Below are 23870 nucleotides of genomic sequence, written 5' to 3' on the forward strand. Positions count from 1 at the left end.
GCTTCATCCGTTACGGTGATTGTAACAACCGTGCCCTCTGGCTCACCGGTTGCTGTGCCTGAAATAGTCGGTGTGGTGTCATTAGTATCACTCACCGGATCAATTATTACTGTGGGCGCTGCGGTATCAACCTCACCGGTGGTGGTGGCTGTGGTTTCATTGCCTGCAGAGTCAGTAACCGATACCTCAACGGTAAATTCACCTTCACTTAACTCATTAGGCACATCTACACTAAAGGTGCCATCGGCTTGCACTTCGGTCGTAATGGTTTGTGGGTTACCCGCTTCATCCGTTACGGTGATTGTAACAACCGTGCCCTCTGGCTCGCCTGTTGCTGTGCCTGAAATAGTCGGTGTGGTGTCATTAGTGTCACCCACTGGGTTTACCGATAAGGTTGGTGCCGTGGTATCTATAACGCCAGTGGTTGTAGCTGAGGCTTCATTACCCGCTGCATCTATGGCTGTTGCCGTTATTGTGAACTCTCCCTCAGCTACAGGGGCTGTAGCTCCTACTTGCCAAGATCCATCCTCTACAACGACTGCTATCAGGGTTTGCGAGTCACCATTTGAGTCTGTTACTAATACAGTGATCGAGCTACCAGGCTCAACATCCGTTGTGGTACCACTAAATACAGGGGTTGAATCGCTAGAGTCAGTAAAATCATTTACACTGATAGTAGGTGCAGTTAAATCTATAGTGCCCGTTTGTGAGTCTTGCGCACTATTACCTGCACTATCACTTACATTTGCCACCACACTAAACTCACCCTCAGCTAATGCTTGTGGGACATCTATACTCCATGTGCCATCACCATTTATAGCCGTTATAAATTGCTGCTCAGCCCCTGCACTATCTGTAACAATCACAGTAACCACACTACCCGCTGCTAAACCTTGTGTGGAGCCGCTTATAGTAGGCGTTGTATCGTTTGTATCATCAATATTAGCTATAGTTACGGTAGGTGCGGTTAGATCTATGGTGCCAGTAACCGTTGCTGTACTGCTATTACCAGCTTCGTCACTTACACTAGCAGTAACTGTAAAGTCACCTTCGCTAAGCTCATTAAGTATATCGGCGCTATAGCTTCCATCCGCATTAGTTACTGCAGTAATCGTTTGCTGATTTCCGTCACTATCGGTTATTAATAAAGTGACCTCAGTACCTTGAGGAACATCTACTACGCTACCTGTAACACTCGGTGTTGTATCATTGGTGTCTGCAATTGGGTTAATAGTAATTGCCGGATCAGTTAAATCAATTTCACCTACTTCAGTAGCTGAGGCTGTGTTGCCAGCTGCATCGGTTACTGTTGCAACCACCGTAAATTGACCTTCTACCAACTCATCGGTTGCTTCGATTGACCATGTACCATCAGCATTTGTTGTAACTTGCACCGTTTCTGTTGCGCCGTCACTGCCTGTAAAGGTCACTGTAACCACCGCCCCTGCATCAACATCTTGCGTAGTACCGCTAATTGTTGGCGTAGTATCATTTGTATCAATAATAAAATTAATACTTACGGTCAAATCTACATTACCAACCGTACTTGCTTGTGCCTCATTGCCCGCATCGTCTATAACAGCTGCAACGACAGTAAAATCCCCTTCAGGCAGAGGTTCAGTAACTTGAGCGCTCCAAGAACCATCCTCTTGAGTGACGGCTAAAAGGTTAAACGTACTGCCATCACTTGCAGTAATAGTTAGGGTTATAGTGGTACCAGCAGGCACGTTACCAGTATTACCACTTAAAAATGGCGTGGTATCGTTTGTATCGGCAATAGAATCAATTTGAATAGAAATAGGGGCAAATGTAACTTCACCACTTGTTTGTGCTGATGCTTCATTACCTGCAGGGTCACTCACTGTTGCGGTAACATTAAAATCTCCGCCAGGAATAGCGTTAGGCGATTCAACACTCCACGTGCCATCAGCCTCAAGCGTGGTTGTTAAGGTTTGTACATTACCATCGCTATCGGTTACTAAAACCGTAATTACAGAGCCCTCTGGTGCTCCTTCAACACGTCCTACAAAAGTAGGCGTTGTATCATTAGTGTCTGCAATAGCTGTAACTGTTATCTCAGGGCTAGTTAAGTCAACTAGCCCTTGCTCTACAGCTTGTGCTTCATTACCCGCAGTGTCAGTTACGGTTGCATTAACTTCAAACTCACCTTGCGCTAAAGGGGTAGAAACACTTACAGACCAGCTGCCGTCATCGTTTGTTTGCGTTAACAGCGTTTGAGTTTGGCCATTAATATCGGTAATAACTACGCTAATCACAGAGCCTGCCGGCACATCCTGCGCAGAACCTGTAATAACAGGGGTTGTGTCTTGTGTATCGGCAATTGCGTCAATTTCCACGATGGGCGCTGTTAAGTCTATAGTACCGGCATCACTAGCAAGTGCTTGGTTACCAACGCTATCACTCACTTGCGCATCAACAGTAAAGTTACCCTCAGGTAATGCCACACCGACATCTACAGACCAGCTACCATCTTCATTGGTAATAGCTGTTAAAAGCTGTACTTCACCTGTACTATCGGTCACTGTTATTGTTACTTCAGTTCCCTGCGGTACACCCGTTGTAGTACCCGTTAATGGCGGAGTCGCATTATTAGTTTCGTCCGCTACTGTAACTGTAATTTCTGGCGCAGTTAAATCTACACTCGCAACGGCTTGATCAATTGCCTGGTTTCCAGCAGCATCAACAGCCACAGCGTTAACATTAAACTCCCCTTCCGCTAAAGGCGATGTAGTTGTAATACTCCAGTTACCTTGTGCATCAATTTGAGTAACAATCGTTTGTTGTGTCCCAGTGCTATCAGTAAGAGTTACCGAAACGTTATCGCCGGTATTCAGACCCGCTACTGACCCCGTAACCGTCACAGTTTGAGATGCAGAGTCTGCAACAGGATCAATATTAATGACTGGGGCGGTGGTATCTATTTCAATAGAAATAGCATCGTTAAACGCATTACCATCAGGGTCTGTTGCCTCTACAACAACGCTAACAGGCCCATCAGCTATAGGGTTAGGTAATGTAATTTCAAACGTGCCGTCAGGGCCAATAACTGCGCTTACTACTTGGGAGTTACCATTTTCATCTGTCACAGTAATGTTGACAGTTTCACCCACTAAATTTTCACTAGTACCGCTAATGGTCGGCTGAGAAGAGTTTGTTAACCCCACCTCATTTAATGATATTGATGCAGTATCATCAGGTACAACCCCATCAGTGGTATCTCTGATATTTACCGCCTCTGTAGAATTAGGATCAAAGCTTGAATCAAACGCGACACTGTTAGGATTAACTCCCTCAGAAATACGCGTCAGCTGAACAAATGAGCTTCCTCCACCCGAGCCCGCGCCACCAGCACCACCTGCGGCCGTTGCTTCTAAATTATCGAGAATATCGCCATCACCCTCTAACGCATCTAAAAAATCAGTCACATCAGAGTTAGCCGCCGTTTGCCCCTCGTTATTATCATTTTGTTCTAAGCTTGCAATAGCCGCATCTAAGCTTTCGTCAAACACGGTAGTTTCGCTGCTATCGCGGGTTTCTTGGGCTAATAAATCAGGGGTAATTTTTACGTTTTGATTAGCAGGAATGGACAGGGTTTCTCCTTGCACATCAATGGTTAGCGATGAATTATCGGCGGTAACCACCAAATCACCAACAGTAATAGTATCGCCCACTTCAAGTGGCTTAATTGTGCCATCTTCTAAAACAACACCAGCAGACCCTTTTAAGTCTATTACTAATAATTGATTAGATTCCATTTCACTTACCTCAAACATAAGAATTAAAAACTATTAATTAAAATGTAGAACAGCAAAACGTATTAGGTACTGTACTCAAGTACAGTTTTTAAAAAATATTAAAAATAAAAAAGTGGTAGATAATAATTTTTATGCTAGCCGAAACGATTATTTGCGAAATATGCATTTATTGACTAAACCATAGGGTAGGTATTGATGGCCTAAGTAACCCCTAAGAGGAAGAAATGATTACAAAAAATACTTTACTAAAGCAAAAAGGAAAGCTGCTTATAGGCTTAACGCTAAGTGCGCTTGGCGCAACGAATATAGTGCACGCCGATGACAGCTCCGTAGCACCCCTTACATACGTTACCAGTAAAGCAATTGAAAATAATCCAGAGGTACAGCAAGCGTGGCACACATTTAAGTCATCAATTTATGGCGTAGATGCAGCACGCTCGGGCTACTTGCCCAGCGTTGACGTTTCTGCCAGCGCAGGCTATGAACGCCGAAACTACGGTACTGAAGACGAATACAACCGCAACACAGCAGAACTAAGCGTTACTCAAATGCTTTACGACGGATTTAGAACATCTAACACCGTTGAAAGGTTTGAGCGTATTCAGCTCATTCGGTATTTTGAATTACTCTCACAAACAGAGCAAACAGCGTTAGATGCATCTATTGCATTTTTAGACGTACAAAAATTTAAAGAGCTTGTGACGCTCGCTGAAGAAAATCTGCAAGAACACGAGTCTGTATACCAACAAATTGAACAAAGTGTAGGAGCTGGTGTTGCCCGAGCAGCTGATTTAGAGCAAATTAGTGGGCGCTTATCGCTAGCACAATCTAATGTATTAACCGAGTACGCTAACCTGCACGATGTAACAGCACGTTATTTAAGAGTGGTTGGCGAGCTGCCCGTAAACGATATAAAACAAGCTAAGTTAGATGAGCAAAATGTGCCCATCTCTATTAATCAGGCACTTGATATAGCCTACAAAAATAGCCCTGCCTTTTACGTATCGCTTTATAATATAGAGGCACAAGAAGCCAATGCCCGAGCACAAAAGGCAGCCTTTCATCCAAACGTAGACCTATCAGCCCGTTACGGTACACAAGACAGGGATGAGCTAGGCCTAAACGAGACCAGAACCGAAGCCCGTGTTGGTATAGACATAACCTATAACTTGTATAACGGTGGCCTAGATAGCGCCAACCTTGAACAAGCATACCAAGATGTAAATATTGCCAAGTATCAACGCGATCAAGCTTGTGTTGATATTCGTCAAAGCCTACAAATTGCCTATCATAATGTGAGCAATATAGAGCAAAAGCTACCTACACTAGAAAGCTATAAAAATTCTTCAAACAGAGTAAAAATAGCTTATCGAGACCAATTTGATATTGGCCAGCGCACCTTACTTGACGTACTTGACGCAGAAAATGAAGCGTTTCAATCTAACCGCTCTTATATCGTTGCTCAATACGATAGACAAACAGCCATTTTAACTATGCTTAACGAGATGGGTAAACTACTACCTGCGCTAAATGTCATGTCTGACAAATACCCAACATTAACAGAGTTAACAGACGATCCAATTGTGCATAACGCACAAAATATATGCCCTAGTTACGATGTAGCTGCTACGTTTAAACGCAAAGCTTTTTTACAAAAGAAAGCCGAGCAGGATAACGCCTACATGAGCGTTACAGCGATGCCTAGATATTTAGAGATACCCGCAGAAACCCCTAGTTTTGCAGATGACGATAATGATGGCGTTCCTAATGAGCAAGACACTTGTCCAAGCACACCAGCGGGAACAAATGTAGATTTATCTGGGTGTACTTTATATGACCAAACAACTGATTCTGTCGAAATAGGTATTCCCTTTTCAGCTGACTCTAGCCAAGTGCGCTCAGAGTACATGCAGGAAGTAGAAAAGCTTGCTGAGTTTTTAAAAAACAACCCAGATAAAAAAGTAGAAATCCAAGGCCATGCCTCATTAGACGGTGATAAAAAATACAACCGTAAACTTTCTGAGCAACGCGCATTTGCCGTTGCACAATTACTTATTGAGCAATTTGGTATAGCACCTAATCGTGTTAAATCGTTTGGTTATGGTATTGACCAGCCTCGCATTAATGAAATTTCAGTGCGTGCTAATGCGGCAAACCGCCGTATCGAGGCGGTGATTACCGATAGTTAAGGGGTACCAAAAAACAAATTTAAAATGTTTTACATAACATTGGATGGTATATGGAATTAAATGATGTACTTGATCATGGTGGCGCACTCGTTGATTGCCTAGCAGTATTGTGCCGCTTTCATGATAAAGATTTTTCGAGGGAGGCCCTATTAAACGGCCTCCCATTAACAGATGGAAATTTAACACCTTCAGGGTTTGCTCGCGCAGCAAAACGCGTGGGCTTTAAATCAAAAGTAGTAAACAAACCTCTCAACCAGATTAATACAGCTTTACTACCTGCCATTATTATTTTAAATAATAATCAAGCCTGTGTAGTAACCGCTATTGATCACAAAAACAATACAGCGCAGGTTATTTATCCTGAGCTAACTGAGTCTGTTGTAGAAGAAAGCCTTGATCAGTTAATTGAAAAATCAACAGGTTTAATTATTTATACTCACCCAGAGTTTATGTTTGATGAACGCTCGCCAGTGCTCGAAAAGCTCTCTAAAGACGGGTGGTTTTGGGGCGTCATAAAAGAATGCCGTTCATTGTACAAAGACGTCATTATATCGGCGATTGCATTAGGCGTCCTCTCTGTTGCCATGCCCTTATTCGTAATGAATGTATATGACCGGGTAGTCCCTAATCACGCTACCGAAACCCTTTGGGTTTTAGCCATAGGTATTTTAATAGCGCTGACCGCCGACTTTGTATTGCGCTTAGTGCGTAGCTACTTTGTTGAGCTTGCGGCAAGTCGTATTGATGTAAAAGTGTCGGCAGTTATTATGGAGCGTGTACTAGGTATGAAGCTTAAAAATAGGCCTTCATCAGCTGGGTCATTTGCTAGTAACATACAATCGTTTGAAGCCGTACGTAACTTTTTTAGCTCAATAACCTTGGTTGCGCTGGTTGATTTACCCTTTGTTGCAATATACCTCATTGTTATTGCAATAATAGGTGTACCACTAAGCTTACCCATTATTGCAGGTGCCCTAATACTTTTAAGTTATGGTATAGCGGCACATAGAAAACTAGAAGCGCTTTCAGAGCAAACCATGAAAGCAAGCTCAATGCGCAACTCTATACTTGTAGAAAGCTTAACCAATATTGAAGATGTAAAAAGTTTTCACAGTGAATGTAAAACCCAATCGACATGGGAAAAGTCGACTATTTATATTGCTCAGGTTAATGCACAAAGTCGCTTAATCTCAAGTTCAATCTCCAATAGTGCAGCATGGATACAGCAATGCGTTGGCGTGATCATTATGATCATAGGTGTTCATCTCGTTATAGAGGGCGAGCTCACTCAAGGGGGGTTAATCGCCGCTTACTTACTTTCATCGCGGGCAATGGGGCCACTTGGTCAATGTGCCGCCGTACTTGCGCAATATCATCATGCCGCCATCGCTATGCAATCACTTAACGAAATAATGGAAAAAGACGTTGAGCGCCCGCCAAATAAACATTGGTTAAGCCATCCTGTATTAAACGGAGACATAGAATTTAAAAACGTATGTTTTAAATATGAAGACGACGCAGGCGAAGCACTTAGTAATATTAGTTTTAAAATTAAAGCAGGCGAAAAAGTCGCTATTTTGGGGCGCAATGGCTCGGGTAAAAGCACCCTCGAAAAACTTATTCTAGGCCTTTACGACCCAACCGCAGGCTCCGTAATGGTTGATAACAATAATATACAACAAATAGACCCCGCAGAACTTCGCCATAACATAGGGTATGTGCCACAAAATATAGCGCTGTTTTTTGGTAGCTTAAAAGACAACCTCACTATTAGTGCGTGGCACGCTAAAGATGAACAAATTATTAGTGCATGCGAAAAAAGCCAGTTATTCGAGTTAATAAACTCTCACCCAGATGGGTTTGACCTGCAAGTTGGTGAGCAAGGTCGCCTGCTATCTGGCGGCCAAAAACAAGCTATAGGTATAGCGCGTGCTCTAATAAATGACCCGCCTATAATGCTGTTAGATGAGCCTACCTCATCGCTTGATCACAATAGTGAAAATAAAATTATTCAAAACTTAAAAACCGCCACTCAAGATAAAACTTTAATTGTAGTCACTCACCGATCATCTTTACTTACACTAGCTGATCGCATCATCGTACTCGATAACGGAAAAATAGTTGCCGATGGACCTAAACAAACAGTCATCGCGGCACTAAATAATCAAACCGTGGAGCAAGCATCATGAGTGACAATAAAAAGCCACTAGAGCAGCGCTCTTTTGAATCGGTAAGTAAAGCCATAGAAGCCCGTAAAAAAGGTAAGCCATCAATCTTCAATCGCTTATTTAAAGGTTGGCTTTCGCCTCCTGAATCGCAAGATTGGGTGGTCGATGCACAATGGGAAAAAATGCAGCAAGAGCCTGCCAGCGCACGTTTTTTATTATATCTCATTTGCATTGCATTTATTTTGCTTACAGTTTGGGCAGGCTTTGCACCCCTTGATGAGGTAGCCCGTGGTGAAGGCCGCGTTATCCCATCAAATAAATTACAGCTAGTGCAATCTTACGATGGCGGCATGGTAGAAAAAATAAATATTAGAGAAGGACAAATTGTTGAAGAAGGTGACGTATTAATAAAAATTGACCCCACGCGGTTTATTTCAAGCTTTAGAGAAAACCAATCTAAAGTGCAATCACTCACCGCTAAAGTAGCCAGATTACAGGCACTTACCAGAAAAGAAGAGCTTGTTTTTCCTGATGAGCTGGTTAAGCAGGTTCCCGAGGCGGTCGCGCATGAGCGCTCAATATATTTAAGCAACCGCCAAGAACTAGAGCAACAAGTGGCAATTCATAAACGCCAGCTTGAACAACGCAGACAAGATCATATTGAGGCAAAAGCTGCTTTGCAACAGCATACAAGCGCTTTAAGGCTAACTAACAGAGAGCTGCAAGTGACCCGTCCATTGCTAAAAACAGGCGCAGTGTCTGATATAGACATCATTAGGTTAGAGCGTGAAATAGTTGATTTAAATGGCGAAATTAACCGCACTAAAGCCGTTATCAACCGCAGCTTATCGGCTATCAACGAAGCTAAAAACAAAGTTACCGAAGTTGAGCTGGCAATGATCAACCGCTGGAACAACGAGCTTTCAGAGGCACTGCTGCGTTTAGAGTCAATAAAAGAAACCGAATCAGGGCTTGCCGACAAAGTAGCTCAAACTGAAATTAAATCGCCTGTTAAAGGCACGGTACAACGTTTATTGGTTAATACCGTAGGGGGCATTTTACAACCCGGCAGCGACGTTTTAGAAATAGTTCCTTTGGATGATCAACTTATTGTTGAGGCAAAAATACCGCCAAAAGATATAGCCTTTTTACGCCCAGGGCAGCCCGCTATGATTAAATTTAGCGCCTACGATTTCGCAGTATATGGCGGACTAGAAGCCGAGGTTCTGCATATAAGTGCAGATACAATTACCGACGATAGAGAAAATACGTTTTATTTAGTGCAATTAAAAACCACTAAAAATAACTTTTCAGAAGAGTTGACTATAATTCCAGGTATGACCACACAAGTGGATATTATCACTGGTAAAAAAACCGTCTTGGAATATTTACTTAAGCCCGTACTCAGAGCTACATCGCAAGCAATGACAGAACGCTAAACTGAATTTATTGGAGTAAATGAATGCGTCAAAGTATATTTATTACACAACCAGAACTAGAATCAAGCCACTGGCGAAGTGCGTTTGCAGGTTGTGTAATATGCACCAAAGAACCAAAGCAAATTAATACCTCGAGTATTATATGGATCTTGGCGGGCACTTCGGGATGGCTTGAACTAGTAAAAAAATACGCACAAAAACGCTTACCGGTTATTGTAATGACCACAAACTTAGAAATAGAGGAGCTTAGAGCAGCCCTGCAAGCCGGAGCAAGAGGCTATGTAGAAGCACTTGCATCTAAAGTAATATTGCAACAAGTGCTTGAAACTATATGCTCAGGCGGCCTGTGGTTACCTGGGCAACTGCTGTCTAATATTGTTGGGGCACTAAGCCAGCAGCAAATAAATTACACCCATGCGTGCGATATCCAAAGCTTAACTAAACGCGAGCGCCAAGTGGTTGATATAGTTATAACAGGGGCCACCAATAAACAAGCCGCTGAGGCACTTAATATTACAGAGCGCACAATTAAAGAACATATGAGTTCAATTTTCACTAAGCTAAAAGTACGCGACCGAATACAGCTTATGTTAGCGGTAAAAGGTAACTGATCACGGCAGATAGGTTAATATTTTTAGTATTTAACTATTTGTTGCCAATATTCACCGCTCTTTTATGATTAAAGAGTCGCTTTACGACTCTTTAATCACACCATCAAAACCCAGGTTCACTAAGGTATCAATATCGTCTTGGCTTGTTACGCCCTGCGCTATGACCTTAATACCAATTGAGTGAGCCAACGTACACACACCACGTAAGAAGGTTTGGTTGTCTTGGCTGTAACTAATGTTATGCGCGTAAATGCTGTCTATTTTAAGCATTTCTAAACCAAACTCTTGAATGTTCTTAATCTTAGTAAACTCAGGCCCCACACGTTTTAGCGCTACTTTGGCGCCCATACAGCGCACCTGCTCGCAAAATTCCTTAAATATATCTTTTTCGTTTACGACAATGTTTTCGCGTATATCAAAACATATATTTTTTGCCAAATCAGGAAAGGCAGACACATAGGTTAATACCGAAGCAAGCGCGGTATCATCCATTAATGTTTGCGCCGAAAGTTCTACAGCAATTAATTCATTAGGCGGCGCTTCACCATACTGTTTAACAATTTGCTTAATTAAGCTCCAATCCAAACGCGCTAATAGGTTTAAGCGGTTAGCCCATTGATAGTAATAGCTAGATTTATAATGTTGGCCGCCAAACTCTAAACTTAAGCTAAGTTGATGCTGCAACAAAGTGTCATTAAAGCCCATAATTTCTAAACAATTTAACTGAATAGTTTTTTGCTCAAGTGCGTCTTCAATAGCCTTTTTCCAGCCAGTAGAATCATCAAAAATTTCACTCTTTTGTTTATTATCAATGACTTTTGCTTGCACCCCAGGTTTGTTACCTGCTGTTTTTAATAAACCATCTACGCGGCGTAATAAATCAAAGCGTGTGTCGTTTTTTTCTATGTAGGTACAGCTATGTACAATAGCCAAATCAATGTTTTTGTATTCATCAACAATCGATTTATGTAGTACGGTTATTTGCTCGCTAAGCGCCTGTATATCGTCAGTATCACTAAACAACACGGTAAAATCGGTATGCGATATACGGGCAATATAGTTCTCTGAAAAGTGTGCTTGATTAGATTCTAAAAACTGCGTAAGCACCTGAGAAAAACGGCGTAAAAAGTTAACCATTTCTACACGGCTCACCGATTCACTTATTTTATCTAGATTAACGACCCTAAATAAAAACAAAGCACCATGGGCATGATCTTTCACTTTTTGTAAATGGGCTTCTAATGTGGCACTAAAATATTCTCGGTTGGCAAGCCCTGTAAGCTCATCGTGCTGCGCTTTAAATCGCAGTTCTTCTAAGCGTTTATTGTCTTCTTTTATTATGCGGCTAAAGCGGGTAGATAATAAATTCATCGACTGCACAAGGCGTGCAAATTCAAAGGTTTTTGGCACTTTTGATTTAATAAAGCGCTTATCGCCAAAGGCATTAGCTTGATACACCACATCATCAAGTGGCGTTAAAATTTTACGTAGTAAATACGCACTTATTGCACAGGCAAAAAAAGCAACCACTAAAAAACTAAAAAACAATTTAAGCGCGCTTTCCCACAGTGCTTGCTCAGCATATTGGCTGTGGCTTTCAACAAACAAAGTACCAAATTGCTGCCAACCGTTATTAACTTGCCCAACACCAGGTTGTACATTAAGACCATATATCGCCCTAAACCAAGCCGGTGCAGTATTTTCCAACGTATCAGTAAATACGCGCTTTACAATAACCTCACCATTAGGGTCTTGCAGCTCTATACGTTTGTAGTGGCCGGTATCAAACGTGGCTGACACTAAAAGTTCAAGCTCTACAGGGTCTTTTTCAAGCTGGCTGATCATCAGCGCTAAGGAGCTAGCATTATCAACATTTTTTAAATACAGTTGGGTAGAGAAGTAGTTTTTAGCTGAGTTAGTACTTATTAACACACTACTTATAAATCCCACAAAAATCACCACTAGCAAGGCGATCCACAGCTCTTGCCTAAGAGTGATTTTTCTTTTTTTGAAAAACTTAAATAAAGAAAATGACGCCATTACCACATAACCCCTTCTTGTGATGTCTGCTCCAAAATTTTACGCCAGCGCGATAGCCTTGCTGTTGGGCTGGCTACACTTTTCGTCGAGTTATTTGCCCATAAACCTTGGCTGTTAAAACTAAATACAGGGCTTAAATCAACACGCTTTGCAGCAGGTAGCACTTTTGTTATTAAACTATCTAAAATAAGCGGCTGAGCATTAGGCGTAGCAAAGTAACCTAACACCATGTGTGCTTGTGTTTTGTTTGTACCGGCAAGCTTCGCTTTTACGTATATAAGCCTAAGTTTGTCGTCGCTCACACCTAAGGCACGTAAGCTAATATATTTTGCAATGGCATAATCTTCGCAATCGCCTAAGCCACGCCCAAGCGTTTCTAATGGCGTAGCCCAATAGTCATTTTGCTTCCAAAGTTGTATATCGGTTTGGTAACGCAGATTACGAGCAAAAAAGTTGTTTACTATAAGTATTTGCTGTTGTTCTGGTTTATTTTGTGTTTGTACCAACATTCTTTGCCAATTGCGTGCAACAGTCACTCGTGCAGGGCCATACTTTTGCCCCATTAATTCTATAAAGGTATTAAATTGAATAGTTAAACGACTCGCAAACACGCCGCTTGAGAGTAAAAAAAATAGCAGTAGATAGCGCAAATTGCTCTTGCACCAAAAAAATAATTTATTGCAGGAAAAAGTGGGCCTAAGTGTCATTCACAACCCAGCAAAAGAAAAATTAAAAACATACACCAAACGCTACACTACTTGTTCAAATATTATTCGTAACAACAGCATAGCACTCAATATAAAAGGATGAGATATTTTGTATGTGTTTTTTTATGAGATTTAAATTTTAGCGAGACAATATAAGTTTTGCTCAATACATTAACTCACGTAATTATTCGTCGTAGCGTTTATAGTTGATTTATTAAATCAAAGATTTACAAAAAAACGCGTTAAACTTTCCCGCAAATAGTAAAGTTATGCGTATATTCCACACGGTTAACGCTAAGCCAGCTACTGAGTTAGCAACTTGGTATCGCTTTATAACTTAAAGTAGTGGTCAATTACCTAATAGTAGGTCACTTTTTTAACTTCACGCGGCTTAATTTCGCCTATGTATAAGTCATGCACGCGCTTCATGTTTAGCTCAAGCTCCGTCACGTACACATCGTCAACTGAGTAGGTTTTAATTATTTGTGCCCCTTTAATTATGCCCTGTACTTTACTTTCCATGTAATCGTTTTGAGCAATTGCACCTGCTACAGACGTGCCCGCTGTGATTTTTTGCCCATAAACTTGTTCAGTCAGTTCGCGGTATGCCTCAAGCTTAGAGGCTTTAATTGCCATTAATTGCTTTTGTGATTTATTAGCGCCTTGCTGCAAGCTAATAGGTGCATAACCCACCGCTTTAAGAATGGGATAATTATTTGGCTCTACATATGTGTACTCAACATGTTTATCAAACACATTGCTACAGCCGGCAAGGCCAAGGCTTGCTAAAGTAAGTAATATAATTGCACGCATTTATTTGCACCCTTTAAACTAATTACAAAAATAAATGCAGGTTTAATGCCATTAATTGCCTACAAGCTAACATAGAGTATTAATATTGGTGCACTCCTTGCTTAGTTAAAGCGTAATTAACTAATTTGATGTGGAGTACCAGTATGAACACGTTTTTATCGTCACTATTTGCAGGTGTCACTAGCGCTGCTTTATTAACGTTTTCTGCCAGTACTTACGCACAATGGTTTGAATCTACCGGCCATGCACAAATACAAAATGGCGACATTAGCAGCGCTAAATCAGCCGCGATAAAAGATGCAATTACACAGGCATTAGTATTTTCTGGCGCACGGGTTAGCTCAGTGCAAACCTTGGTAGACGGCGTATTGACGCAAGATCAACTTAAAATTAGTAGCCACGGCGAAATCCAAAAAATAGAGCTGGTGAGCGAGCAACGCCAAAACGAGCAGTTTGCCATTACCCTTAGGCTTGATGTATTTGCTCAAACAGAGCAATGCCCACAAAGTAACTTTAATAAATTTGTTGCTGTAACCCAAAGCCAGCTTGTTCATCGAGAGCACGCCTTAATGGGTCAAATATTTGACGTAAATAAAGCCATTAGTAAAAAGTTATTTAGTGCTTTGCAAAGCACAAAAATGAGCGCCCTACCCGTTGCTTACTACAACAAAGCCATTAATGTAGATAATTACTTTAATCAGCAACACGACTATTCAAATGCACAGCTAGAAGAGCTTTCAGCCAGAAGCAACGCGCAATATGTTTTATTAAGCCAAATAACCAATTTAGCGCCAAGCGATAAACTCAATAACGACTACGCCTTTTGGCAAGACGAAACCTACCAGCGCAGCTATGCTATTGAGTTTATGTTGTTTGATGGCACTACGTACGAGCAATTATGGCAAAACAGCTATCATACCCAAGCGGTATGGCCATTCGAAAAAACAGCCATAGTTGATGTAAATAGTGATAGGTTTTGGCAATCACCTTTTGGGCAAAGTATTAATGATATAAATCAAACGGCCAGTTACGATATACAAGCAGCTATGGCGTGTTTTCCTACTAAGGGAAAAATAATGCACATGGAAAACAATAAATTGGTGATAAACCTAGGCAAAGATCATGGCCTTAAAAAAGGCCAACTATTAACCATAGCGCACCATAACTACTTAACTGATGCACAAGGCAATACTATGCCGCATACCATTACCACACTTAACACCCTTGTGGTTGAGCAGCTGTATAAACAAAGCGCAATTGCTGTAAGCCTTAACGATAATCCTTTGCCTGGGGTACAAATAAACGATGTGGTAGAAATTGTAAGCCAAGACGGTAAATAGGGCGTGTAAACCTTTGGTGATTGAATTTGCAGCCGTGTGTTTGGTTTTTAGGCAAGGCAGAGCCTATGAAGTGTGGTTATTCCCCATAAATAGGCGATAACGTAGCATAAAGACCAAACATGCGCTGCCCAACGGGTTCTTTTTAGGGACGATTAACTCCTTGTTGTTCGCTTTTTACTTAGCCCACTAGGTTACAAACCTCACGCCGCGATTTAATCGCCCCTAGATTGAACAAATTTCAATCCACAAAGGTCAACACGCCCTGAGCGCTCGCTTTAAATTTGGGTGCTCTGCCAACCATTGCGCTAATTGCTCAACGCCTGCTAAATGCGGATAATGTTTTCTGCAAGCAAATACCACATTACGTTGTTGATTAGGAAAAATAGGTAAATAACTAACCCCAACACGTTGTGTACATGCAAGCCTAGGTACAAATGTCACCCCATCATTTATAGCCACCAGCGCCAGTAAGGTTTCTAAACTATTGCCCTGATATTGGTTTGACACATCCACCCCCGCAGAAAAACAAAACTTTTGGGCTTGATCTTTAAAGCAATGGCCATCACTTAACATTAATAGGTTGCAACTTTGCAGGTCGCTCAGTGCTACTTTTTCACGGTTAGATAACGGGTTATCGGTTGAAACAGCAACCACAAAATCTTCTTTGTATACGTTAACTGTATGGTAGTTTTTAAGCTCTGGAACGTCAGCTAGAATTGCAAAGTCGAGCTCGCCGTTGTCAAGCGCCTCTAACATAGTTGCTGTTTGCATTTCTATAAACGAAAAGTGGCTATCGCTAAACGCCGCTTTCATAGAGGTTAGTAAAGCGCTAAGTAAATACGGTGCAATAGTAGGAATAATGCCAATTCTTAGCTTACCTTGCAGCGGCCCGTTTGAAGTAGCTGCCAGCTCTTTTAAGATTTCTGTTTGTTCTAAAATAACGTTTATTTGTGTCAACAAACGTTCACCTTGCGCTGTTAATGTAACTTGCTTCGTTGAGCGGTCAAATAAAACAACACCAAGCTCTTGCTCAAGCTTTTTTACTTGCCCACTTAATGTAGGCTGGCTAACAAAGCACGCATCGGCCGCTTTGCGAAAATGCTTATGGTGCGCTATTGCTTTTACATACTCTAAATCTTTTAAGTTCAAATTCATCTCCACCTGATAGGCTACACCTATTAGTTTAATACAAATAAACGATTGGAACTATATTTAAATTCTCGCCATAATGGCTCCAACAAATCAAGAGGAACAAACTATGTTAAAGAATATTGAAGGTCAAACAATCCCAAGCGTTACATTTGCAACACGTCAAAACGACGAATGGAAATCAGTAACCACAGATGAAATTTTTACAGGCAGAACCGTTGTTGTGTTTTCACTACCGGGCGCGTTTACCCCAACCTGTTCATCAACTCACTTACCACGCTACAACGAGTTAGCTGGTGTTCTTAAGCAAAATGGCGTTGATGAAATTGTATGTGTATCAGTAAACGATACATTTGTAATGAACGCATGGGCAGAGCATCAAGAAGCGCAAAACATCACATTATTACCTGATGGCAACGGCGAATTTACTGACGGTATGGGCATGTTAGTCGATAAAAACGACTTAGGCTTTGGTAAGCGCAGCTGGAGATACTCTATGCTAGTGAAAGATGGCGTTATCGACAAAATGTTCATTGAGCCAGATTTACCAGGCGACCCGTTTGAAGTTTCTGATGCAGACACAATGCTTGACTACATCAACCCAAAACAAACCAAGCCAGAGCCAGTTACCGTATTTTCTAAGCCTGGTTGCCCTTTCTGTAAAAAAGCAAAAGAGCTACTAACAGAAAAAGGCTACGCATTTGAAGAAGTAGTTATGGGTGCAGGTGCAACATTAACAAGCCTTAAAGCAATTTCTGGCCGTGATACCGTTCCACAAATATTTATTGGTGGACAACACATTGGCGGCTCAGACGAGTTAGAAAAATACTTTGCTTAATCAAGTAAAAAATAGCAGGGGCGTAAAAGCCCCTCTATATCAATCTCATCGCTCAGATTGAAAATAATAAAGGATACCACTATGAAAGAATTGCAAACCGATGTTGTTGTTATAGGTGCAGGTACTGCAGGCTTAAGCGCATACCGTAACGCAAAACAATTCACCCCTAACGTTTTAATGATTGAATCAGGCCCCTACGGTACTACCTGTGCACGCGTTGGTTGTATGCCAAGTAAATTACTGATTGCCGCAGCCGAAGCCGCGCATTCAATTGAAATGGCACCTGCATTTGGTGTACATAGCTCAAAGCCACGAATAGACGGCAAAGCAGTTATGGCACGTGTTAAAAGCGAACGAGACCGCTTTGCAGGATTCGTAGTAGAAGCCGTAGATGACATACCTGATGAAGATAAAATTCGGGGTTACGCTAAATTTTTAGACGCCAACCGCGTACAAATTGACGATGACATCATTATAACCGCTAAACGTTTTGTTATTGCTACGGGTTCGCGCCCATCATACCCTGGCGTGTTTAATAACTTTGGCGACAAACTAATTATTAACGATGATGTATTTGACTGGGATGACCTACCAGAATCAGTAGCCGTATTTGGCCCAGGTGTAATAGGCCTAGAAATTGGCCAAGCACTGAGCCGCTTAGGCGTAAACGTAAAATTATTTGGTGTTGGCGGCGCGATTGGTCCACTTACCGACCCAGTAGTAAAAGACTATGCAAACACTGTTTTTGCTGAAGAATTTTTTGTAGATACCGACTCAAACGTATCTGACATGATGCAAGTTGGCGATAAAGCCCAGCTTACTTACACCGATAAAGACGGTGCTAAACACACCGAGCAATTTGACTACGTACTTGCAGCCACAGGTCGAGTACCCAACGTAGACAAACTAGGGTTAGAGAATACCGGCATAGAGCTTGATGAGCGCGGTGTACCACACGCAGACCCGCATACAATGCAATGTGGTAACTCAAATATATTTATAGCAGGCGATGCCAGTAATATGATCCCTCTGCTACACGAGGCATCTGATCAAGGCACTATTGCCGGCCAAAATGCTGGGCGCTTCCCCGATGTACGCATTGGCCTTCGCCGCGCTAAAATTGCCGCCGTATTTAGTGACCCGCAAATAGCAATGGTTGGCGAAAGTTATTCGCAAATTACAGAGCGCTTAGGTGAATGTGGTTGCTTTGAAGTAGGCGAAGTGAGTTTTGAAAACCAAGGCCGCAGCCGAGTAATGCTTAAAAATAAAGGCCACATGCGCGTTTACGCAGAGCAAGGCACAGGCTTATTTTTAGGTGCAGAATTTATTGGCCCACAAGCCGAACACCTTGCTCATTTATTAGCTTGGGCTGTGCAAAACAAAATGACCGTACCAGAAATGCTGGACATGCCATTTTACCACCCAGTAATTGAAGAAGGTTTACGTACTGCCCTTCGCGATTTAAATGCCAGACTTAAATTTGGTCCAGATATTATTAACAGCTGTATGGAATGTGGACCAGGCGCTTAAGTCCTATACAGCAACAAAACAAATACATACTTGCTAACAAAAAGCCAAAACAGTCGTTTTGGCTTTTTTATGTGCTTTTTTAACCCTCATACCAACTGTATTAAATTATGCGTTACTTGTAGCCACAGATAAATAAAGTAATAACAACGCATTAATTTTGATATGTACCTGTTCTACTTAAAAATTTACAACGCCGCTTACGCTTTATTTAGCACGCTAGAATGACTAAATATTTAATTAGATTGCTATAACCTCTCAAAAATCATTTTAGCTGTTACACTTATTTGATAACTCAATCACAACAAGATGGAAAAGCTATGCCCAATAACAAATTTAGACTAGTCACCCGCAGCGATTTTGACGGCTTGGTATGTGCCGTACTGCTAAAAGACTTAGACCTAATTGATGACATTTTATTTGTACACCCAAAAGACATGCAAGATGGCAAAATAGACATAACTGCAAACGACATTACCACTAACCTACCCTACGTTGCAGGGTGCCACATTGCATTTGACCATCACTTAAGCGAAACCGTACGTAACGCTAGCGATATTAAAAACCACGTAATTGACCCTAAAGCCCCTTCTGCTGCACGCGTTGTTTATGATTATTATGGCGGCGCAGAAAAATTTCCAAATATCAGCACAGACATGATGGACGCGGTAGATAAAGGCGATGCCGCGCAGTTCTCAAAAGACGAAATACTCAACCCAACAGACTGGGTATTAATGAACTTTATCATGGATGCACGCACAGGCCTTGGCCGCTTCCGCGAGTTTAAAATTTCAAACTACCAATTAATGATGAAACTCATCGATGCCTGTAAAGATCAAAGCATCGAAGAGATTTTAAAAATGGAAGATGTAGCTGAACGCGTTGCGCTATATAACGAGCATAACGAAAAGGCCAAAGCGCAAATAGCACAATGTGCAACCGTGCATAAAAACCTCGTGGTACTAGATTTAACCCAAGAAGAAACCATTTACGCCACCAATCGCTTTGTTATTTACGCCCTATACCCCGACTGCAATATATCAATTCACAAAATGTGGGGCCTTAAAAAACAAAACGTAGTGTTTGCCATAGGTAAATCAATCACCAACCGCAGCTCAAACACCAATGTGGGCGAGTTATGCCTTAAATACGGCGGTGGCGGCCACTTAAACGCCGGCACCTGCCAAGTAGAAACCAGCAAAGCCGAAGCGGTACTGGGTGAGCTGATTGATAAGATTACCAGTGATGGTTAATTTTAGCTTTTAGCTTTTAGCTTTTAGCTTTTAGCTTTTAGCTTTTAGCTTTTAGCTTTTAGCTTTTAGCTTTTAGCTGTCAAAATTGTAAAGCGAGTAGATTTATATTTACTCGCTTTTTTGTTTTTAGTTAAAAAATACTTAGGCATTAAAATTACTTTTTCGCTAACGTTTTAACTCAGTATTTATTGGTATCTTAGGTTTTTAAGGGCGGCTTTGAGCGAATAGCTAACGGTCGTCCTAACTCATTTTTGGACAAAAACAATTTAGAGCCTAAGGACCGCTCAGTTGAATTAGTTGCTTTTAAATTATGTTAATGCTGTTTCTTCTTCAGTCTCTTGTTTTAGAAAATCTTGTTTAGTTTTTCTAATTCGATCAATTTCATTTAACTTCTCGAAACACAGACCATCCTCTTCTAATCTAATAATTTTATTGACGAAAGCTGTCACTGTGTCTTGATCCCAGTTTTCAAAATCTATTTGTTGTAGATCAAACCACGTTGCTATTTGTTGGTTAGTTACGATATTTTCAAACAAGGCTAAGATAACTTCACTGGTCAGCGATTTTTGCAGTGCTACGTAAGTATCACAGTTTGCTACGATACATTCTGCCTCTTTAAATGAAGTACTGGGCATACCAATTAACTTATTTAATACCCTAGACAAAACAGAAGTCGATGCCTTAGGCATTATAGAAATTAAAGTATTTACCCAAGTTTTATTAGAAAAGCTCTCCATATCGTTATTAGACAACTCAGAAAAAAACTGTTTAAGCGAATCGTTTAATGTCGCACATTTAATAAATGATTTATTATTTTTAGAGTACCATTCCTCTACTATTAATCTAATTGTATTACTTGGTTCTTGAATTTGTTTCATCCACCAATCAACATCTGCTTTTCCGCCATTATCAATTAACTGTAAAAACTTCTCTCGCCAAGAGTTAGTTATTTCAATATTCATAACATCCTTTAAGAAAGATTCATTGATATTCTCTAGATTATTTAAAGTGAATTTATAGCGATGAATCCAACCTCCGAGAAAATTGACTATCTCATTCGACGTAGAATTAATAGCTTTTAGAGTGTCATATTTGGCAATAACCTTATCAATACTAAGCCGGAATACACGTCTATTAACAACTAGTTGACCTATAGCCTTGTACGCATACTCTCTTAATTCTTGATGTTCTAACGCGGTTAAGAGCATGTCGAAATCACAGGAAACGACAAGACAATTTGCCAATTCTTTGTGAAACTCATCATTAAGTTCAATATAAGGTTTATAGTTACCAATGTACTGTGGAGTATTATGGTAGATCATATTTGAGAACGCTTGGGCTAACCACTTAGCTTGGTTTTTCTTTTCAATCTTAGCAAGCCCTTGATGATAGTAATTGAATTGATTCGTGGCGTACCATGCTTTATTGTATAAATTTGATTCTAATATGCTTGTTCCATCATTAAAGGAGTCAACAGTTGGCATTGATGAATAAAGGTCGCTCAATCTAACCTCCCCCTCAAGCCATCCTAATCTAAAACGACTTGAGATTGCTTCTAACAATTCTTTGTCTATTTCCTCTGCCTTGCTGGCGACAGAGAATAAACTCTGAATATCCTTTTCTACCAGTTCACTAACACCTATATTCCAGTTTGGAAATTTTTCTCGATTAGGCCACAAATAGTCAATGAACATGTTTGCGTTAAAAACATTAACTGCATCTGGAATGTCTTCTAAGAGCTGTGAACACCCGTAAAGTACTTCAAGGGTTTTGTTTATATCGTCGAGCTTAAGAGCTTTACTAGGTGTTTCATTAATTGAATTATAATAACGTTCAATTCTAGACGTACTCACTTTAACATCTAAATTTATCAACTGTTGAGTTGAGGAAACTAATATATCGATGTCCTCGATATCCATAGTATCCTGTTCTATCGCAGAATTTATGTGAGGATACCACTTATCAACCCAAGCTTCATATTTTTCATCTTCTTCCTCTTTCATCAATAACATCAATGAAATAAATTTATCAGTTCCCGCGTCATCTATTAAATCTAATAGTATTTTGTCGTAAGCATAAATACTTTGTTTAGCCACGAATGGTTCTATATCCGTATTATCTAATGCTCTTCTTAGTGGGCTAGTAAGTATCTCGCTTTCAGCAACATTATAACTAGACAAATAATGTATTGAGACTAGTTCTTTAGACCACAATTCGAAATCAATATTACGCTCAATTATTCTCTTACTTTCTTTTAGTTTCTCTTGAATGTCTGAATTTGTTGATTCTGAGGCCAACACTTCAGTTGAAGATACCCCAGAGTTTTGAACTGATAACTGATAATAAAATGCTGTTATTACACTAATGCGTTCACTATGTGTTGCTAAAATACTAACTACTGAATTTATCAGCTTCTTCATATAGCGAGGGGTGACTTGGGTATTAAAAGCATAAGTCCAGAGATCTATGAGCGTCAGAATTCCTTTTAACTCTTCATTTTTAACGGTAATACCTGTCTCTGCAATCATATCAGAACAACTGCTTTTCCAATCTGCTGATAGTATTGGAGCAACCCTAAATGATATTGGTATTCTTTTTGAGATAAACTCCATTCCTTCGGTTTCATCCGAGGATAATGAAGATGCGACATGTGTAATTGAATAAGGAATTAATAATTGTATTTTAGTTTGGGCTATAGAAGTAAATACTTCAATATCACTCCACACTTCTCTCAATTTTTCTTTAGTTACACGGTCCAAGTTATCCAGAACTAAAATAAATCTTTTTTCATCTGGGATCTCAGAAACAAAGGACTCCAATGCTTGCTGTAACTCATAGGCACCTACTTCTTTGTTAATTTCAATAGTTTCTGAAATAGTGTCATTGCTATTTCTTTTAAAAATATCACCAGTTGTAGGTGGCTTTCCAAAAAGCCAAAGAATCTTTTTTCGTTTTTGCGCACATCTTACAATATGCCAAGGAAACCAAACCAAGATTACGGAAAGTAAAGATAGACCACTGAAGCTAAAGTTCTCATTTGCAACTTCATAATTATCTATAATTATTTGAAGTATAAAAATAAGAAAATTACCAAGCCCTGTTAAAGCGTCTGGCAATAGTCTTATACCCACTAATAAAGAAATCGTAAACCAAACGATCCAGATATTAATATTGCTTTTAATGTTGGACGTATATTCAAAATGATTACCTAAAGCAACATTTTTAGCCTTTTCAACTTTAGCCTTACCTTCTTTTGAGGAGATAGCCCCTTCTACAGCCAAATAAAGTTTCTCTATTAAAGCTTTTTTAGTTGCACCGTGCTGAAATTTCTCGACATCAAATTCAACGAACTCGTATTGCTCTTCGCAACTCATATCTTTAATGAGTTCTAGCACAGTACTTTTACCAGATCCTAAATTTCCTTCAACACCAACAACATTAATACCGTTATCATCTTTCAAAGATCTAAAAACAGCATTAGCTGTTCTACTATGGCTACCACTATCAAACAAGTCTTTTTTAGAAGGCTTTTCTATTAGAAACTTGTAGGTGTTATTATTTTTTTCATTATCCATATGAGGTATAACCTAAGAGTTTGTGAATTAATCATATTTTTATGCGAAAAACAGCTCTGAATAAGCTAGCACGGGTAGAGCCACATGTCATTTAACTTGTAGTAAAGCTGAAGTATTACTGAATATCAAAGTATTAGTATAAACCTTAGTGGCATAGTGATTTTGGCCAATTATTTAGAGTATTTATGCTAACTCATTAAGGGGCAGAAACGAGTTAATTATGAACGACTGCTCATGGCACTCTCCAGCCACTCGGCAACATAAAATATTGATAATAATTGGTAAGGTATTTTACTGTGTCGGATGGCGCTTCGCTTATCCGACCTACGCAGGCACAAAAGAGTTACAAATATTGCATTAGGTTTTTGGTTGGTAGCCCCTGCAGGAATCGAACCTGCAACTGCCCCTTAGGAGGGGGCCGTTATATCCATTTAACTAAGAGGCC

Annotated in this window: 14 protein-coding genes and 1 tRNA gene; 8 read left to right on the top strand and 7 right to left on the bottom strand. The window is 40.4% G+C overall.

What is annotated here, in order from left to right; all coding sequences use genetic code 11:
- A partial coding sequence (locus tag AN389_RS03575) for a retention module-containing protein (RefSeq protein WP_055019274.1) occupies nt 1-3776 on the bottom strand: 3776 nt, incomplete at its 3' end.
- 224 nt (nt 3777-4000) lie between these two features.
- On the opposite strand from AN389_RS03575, the gene AN389_RS03580 reads away from it, so the two are divergent.
- From AN389_RS03580 to AN389_RS03595, 4 genes are read left to right on the top strand one after another with little or no spacing between them, the layout of a single operon-like run.
- Entirely contained in the window at nt 4001-5965 is a 1965-nt protein-coding gene (locus AN389_RS03580; RefSeq protein ID WP_055019275.1) for a TolC family outer membrane protein, read from the top strand.
- A 50-nt stretch (nt 5966-6015) separates the two neighbouring features.
- A complete protein-coding gene (locus AN389_RS03585) occupies nt 6016-8154 on the top strand; it encodes a type I secretion system permease/ATPase (RefSeq protein WP_055019276.1) in 2139 nt (712 codons plus the stop codon).
- Nucleotides 8151-9572 carry an HlyD family type I secretion periplasmic adaptor subunit gene (locus AN389_RS03590; RefSeq protein WP_055016713.1) on the top strand — a complete coding sequence of 474 codons (1422 nt, stop codon included), beginning with the start codon at nt 8151-8153 and terminating at the stop codon, nt 9570-9572. Before AN389_RS03585 ends, AN389_RS03590 begins: the two co-directional genes overlap by 4 nt.
- A gap of 23 nt (nt 9573-9595) precedes the next feature.
- Nucleotides 9596-10183: a LuxR C-terminal-related transcriptional regulator gene (locus tag AN389_RS03595; RefSeq protein WP_055016714.1), complete on the top strand. Its 588-nt coding sequence runs from the start codon at nt 9596-9598 to the stop codon at nt 10181-10183.
- Nucleotides 10184-10264: 81 nt separating this feature from the next.
- Here AN389_RS03595 and AN389_RS03600 read toward each other — a convergent pair whose 3' ends face one another.
- The 3 genes from AN389_RS03600 to AN389_RS03610 all read right to left on the bottom strand — a co-directional run bounded on the left by AN389_RS03600 (nt 10265) and on the right by AN389_RS03610 (nt 13743).
- On the bottom strand, nt 10265-12223 hold the full coding sequence (locus AN389_RS03600; RefSeq protein ID WP_055019277.1) for a LapD/MoxY N-terminal periplasmic domain-containing protein: 1959 nt from the start codon (nt 12221-12223) through the stop codon (nt 10265-10267).
- Entirely contained in the window at nt 12223-12930 is a 708-nt protein-coding gene (locus AN389_RS03605) for a transglutaminase-like cysteine peptidase (RefSeq protein ID WP_055016716.1), read from the bottom strand. The genes AN389_RS03600 and AN389_RS03605 overlap by 1 nt, the downstream gene beginning before the upstream one ends.
- Nucleotides 12931-13287: 357 nt before the next feature.
- Nucleotides 13288-13743 carry an LPP20 family lipoprotein gene (locus AN389_RS03610; RefSeq protein ID WP_055016717.1) on the bottom strand — a complete coding sequence of 152 codons (456 nt, stop codon included), beginning with the start codon at nt 13741-13743 and terminating at the stop codon, nt 13288-13290.
- A gap of 143 nt (nt 13744-13886) precedes the next feature.
- On the opposite strand from AN389_RS03610, the gene AN389_RS03615 reads away from it, so the two are divergent.
- Nucleotides 13887-15083: a flagellar assembly protein FlgT gene (locus tag AN389_RS03615; RefSeq protein WP_055018863.1), complete on the top strand. Its 1197-nt coding sequence runs from the start codon at nt 13887-13889 to the stop codon at nt 15081-15083.
- 252 nt (nt 15084-15335) lie between these two features.
- On the opposite strand, the gene AN389_RS03620 is transcribed toward AN389_RS03615, so the two are convergent.
- The gene (locus AN389_RS03620) at nt 15336-16232 is read right to left on the bottom strand and encodes a LysR substrate-binding domain-containing protein (RefSeq protein WP_200911301.1); all 897 of its coding nucleotides are present in this window, start codon (nt 16230-16232) and stop codon (nt 15336-15338) included.
- Nucleotides 16233-16341: 109 nt separating this feature from the next.
- Between AN389_RS03620 and AN389_RS03625 the strand changes: the two genes are divergently transcribed.
- From AN389_RS03625 to AN389_RS03635, 3 genes are all read left to right on the top strand, one after another.
- Nucleotides 16342-17070 (top strand): glutathione peroxidase, encoded by a 729-nt coding sequence (locus tag AN389_RS03625; RefSeq protein ID WP_055018861.1) that lies wholly within the window; start codon nt 16342-16344, stop codon nt 17068-17070.
- An 81-nt stretch (nt 17071-17151) separates the two neighbouring features.
- A complete protein-coding gene (locus AN389_RS03630) occupies nt 17152-18600 on the top strand; it encodes a dihydrolipoyl dehydrogenase (protein WP_055016721.1) in 1449 nt (482 codons plus the stop codon).
- Between the two features lie 317 nt (nt 18601-18917).
- Nucleotides 18918-19850 carry a hypothetical protein gene (locus tag AN389_RS03635; protein WP_055019279.1) on the top strand — a complete coding sequence of 311 codons (933 nt, stop codon included), beginning with the start codon at nt 18918-18920 and terminating at the stop codon, nt 19848-19850.
- Nucleotides 19851-20158: 308 nt separating this feature from the next.
- Here the strand turns inward: AN389_RS03635 and AN389_RS03640 are convergent, their stop codons facing one another.
- Nucleotides 20159-23425 carry a P-loop NTPase fold protein gene (locus AN389_RS03640; protein WP_055019280.1) on the bottom strand — a complete coding sequence of 1089 codons (3267 nt, stop codon included), beginning with the start codon at nt 23423-23425 and terminating at the stop codon, nt 20159-20161.
- A gap of 370 nt (nt 23426-23795) precedes the next feature.
- A tRNA-Arg gene (locus tag AN389_RS03645) sits at nt 23796-23870 on the bottom strand.

The sequence above is a fragment of the Pseudoalteromonas sp. P1-7a genome (genome assembly GCF_001401855.1).
Classification (GTDB): domain Bacteria; phylum Pseudomonadota; class Gammaproteobacteria; order Enterobacterales; family Alteromonadaceae; genus Pseudoalteromonas.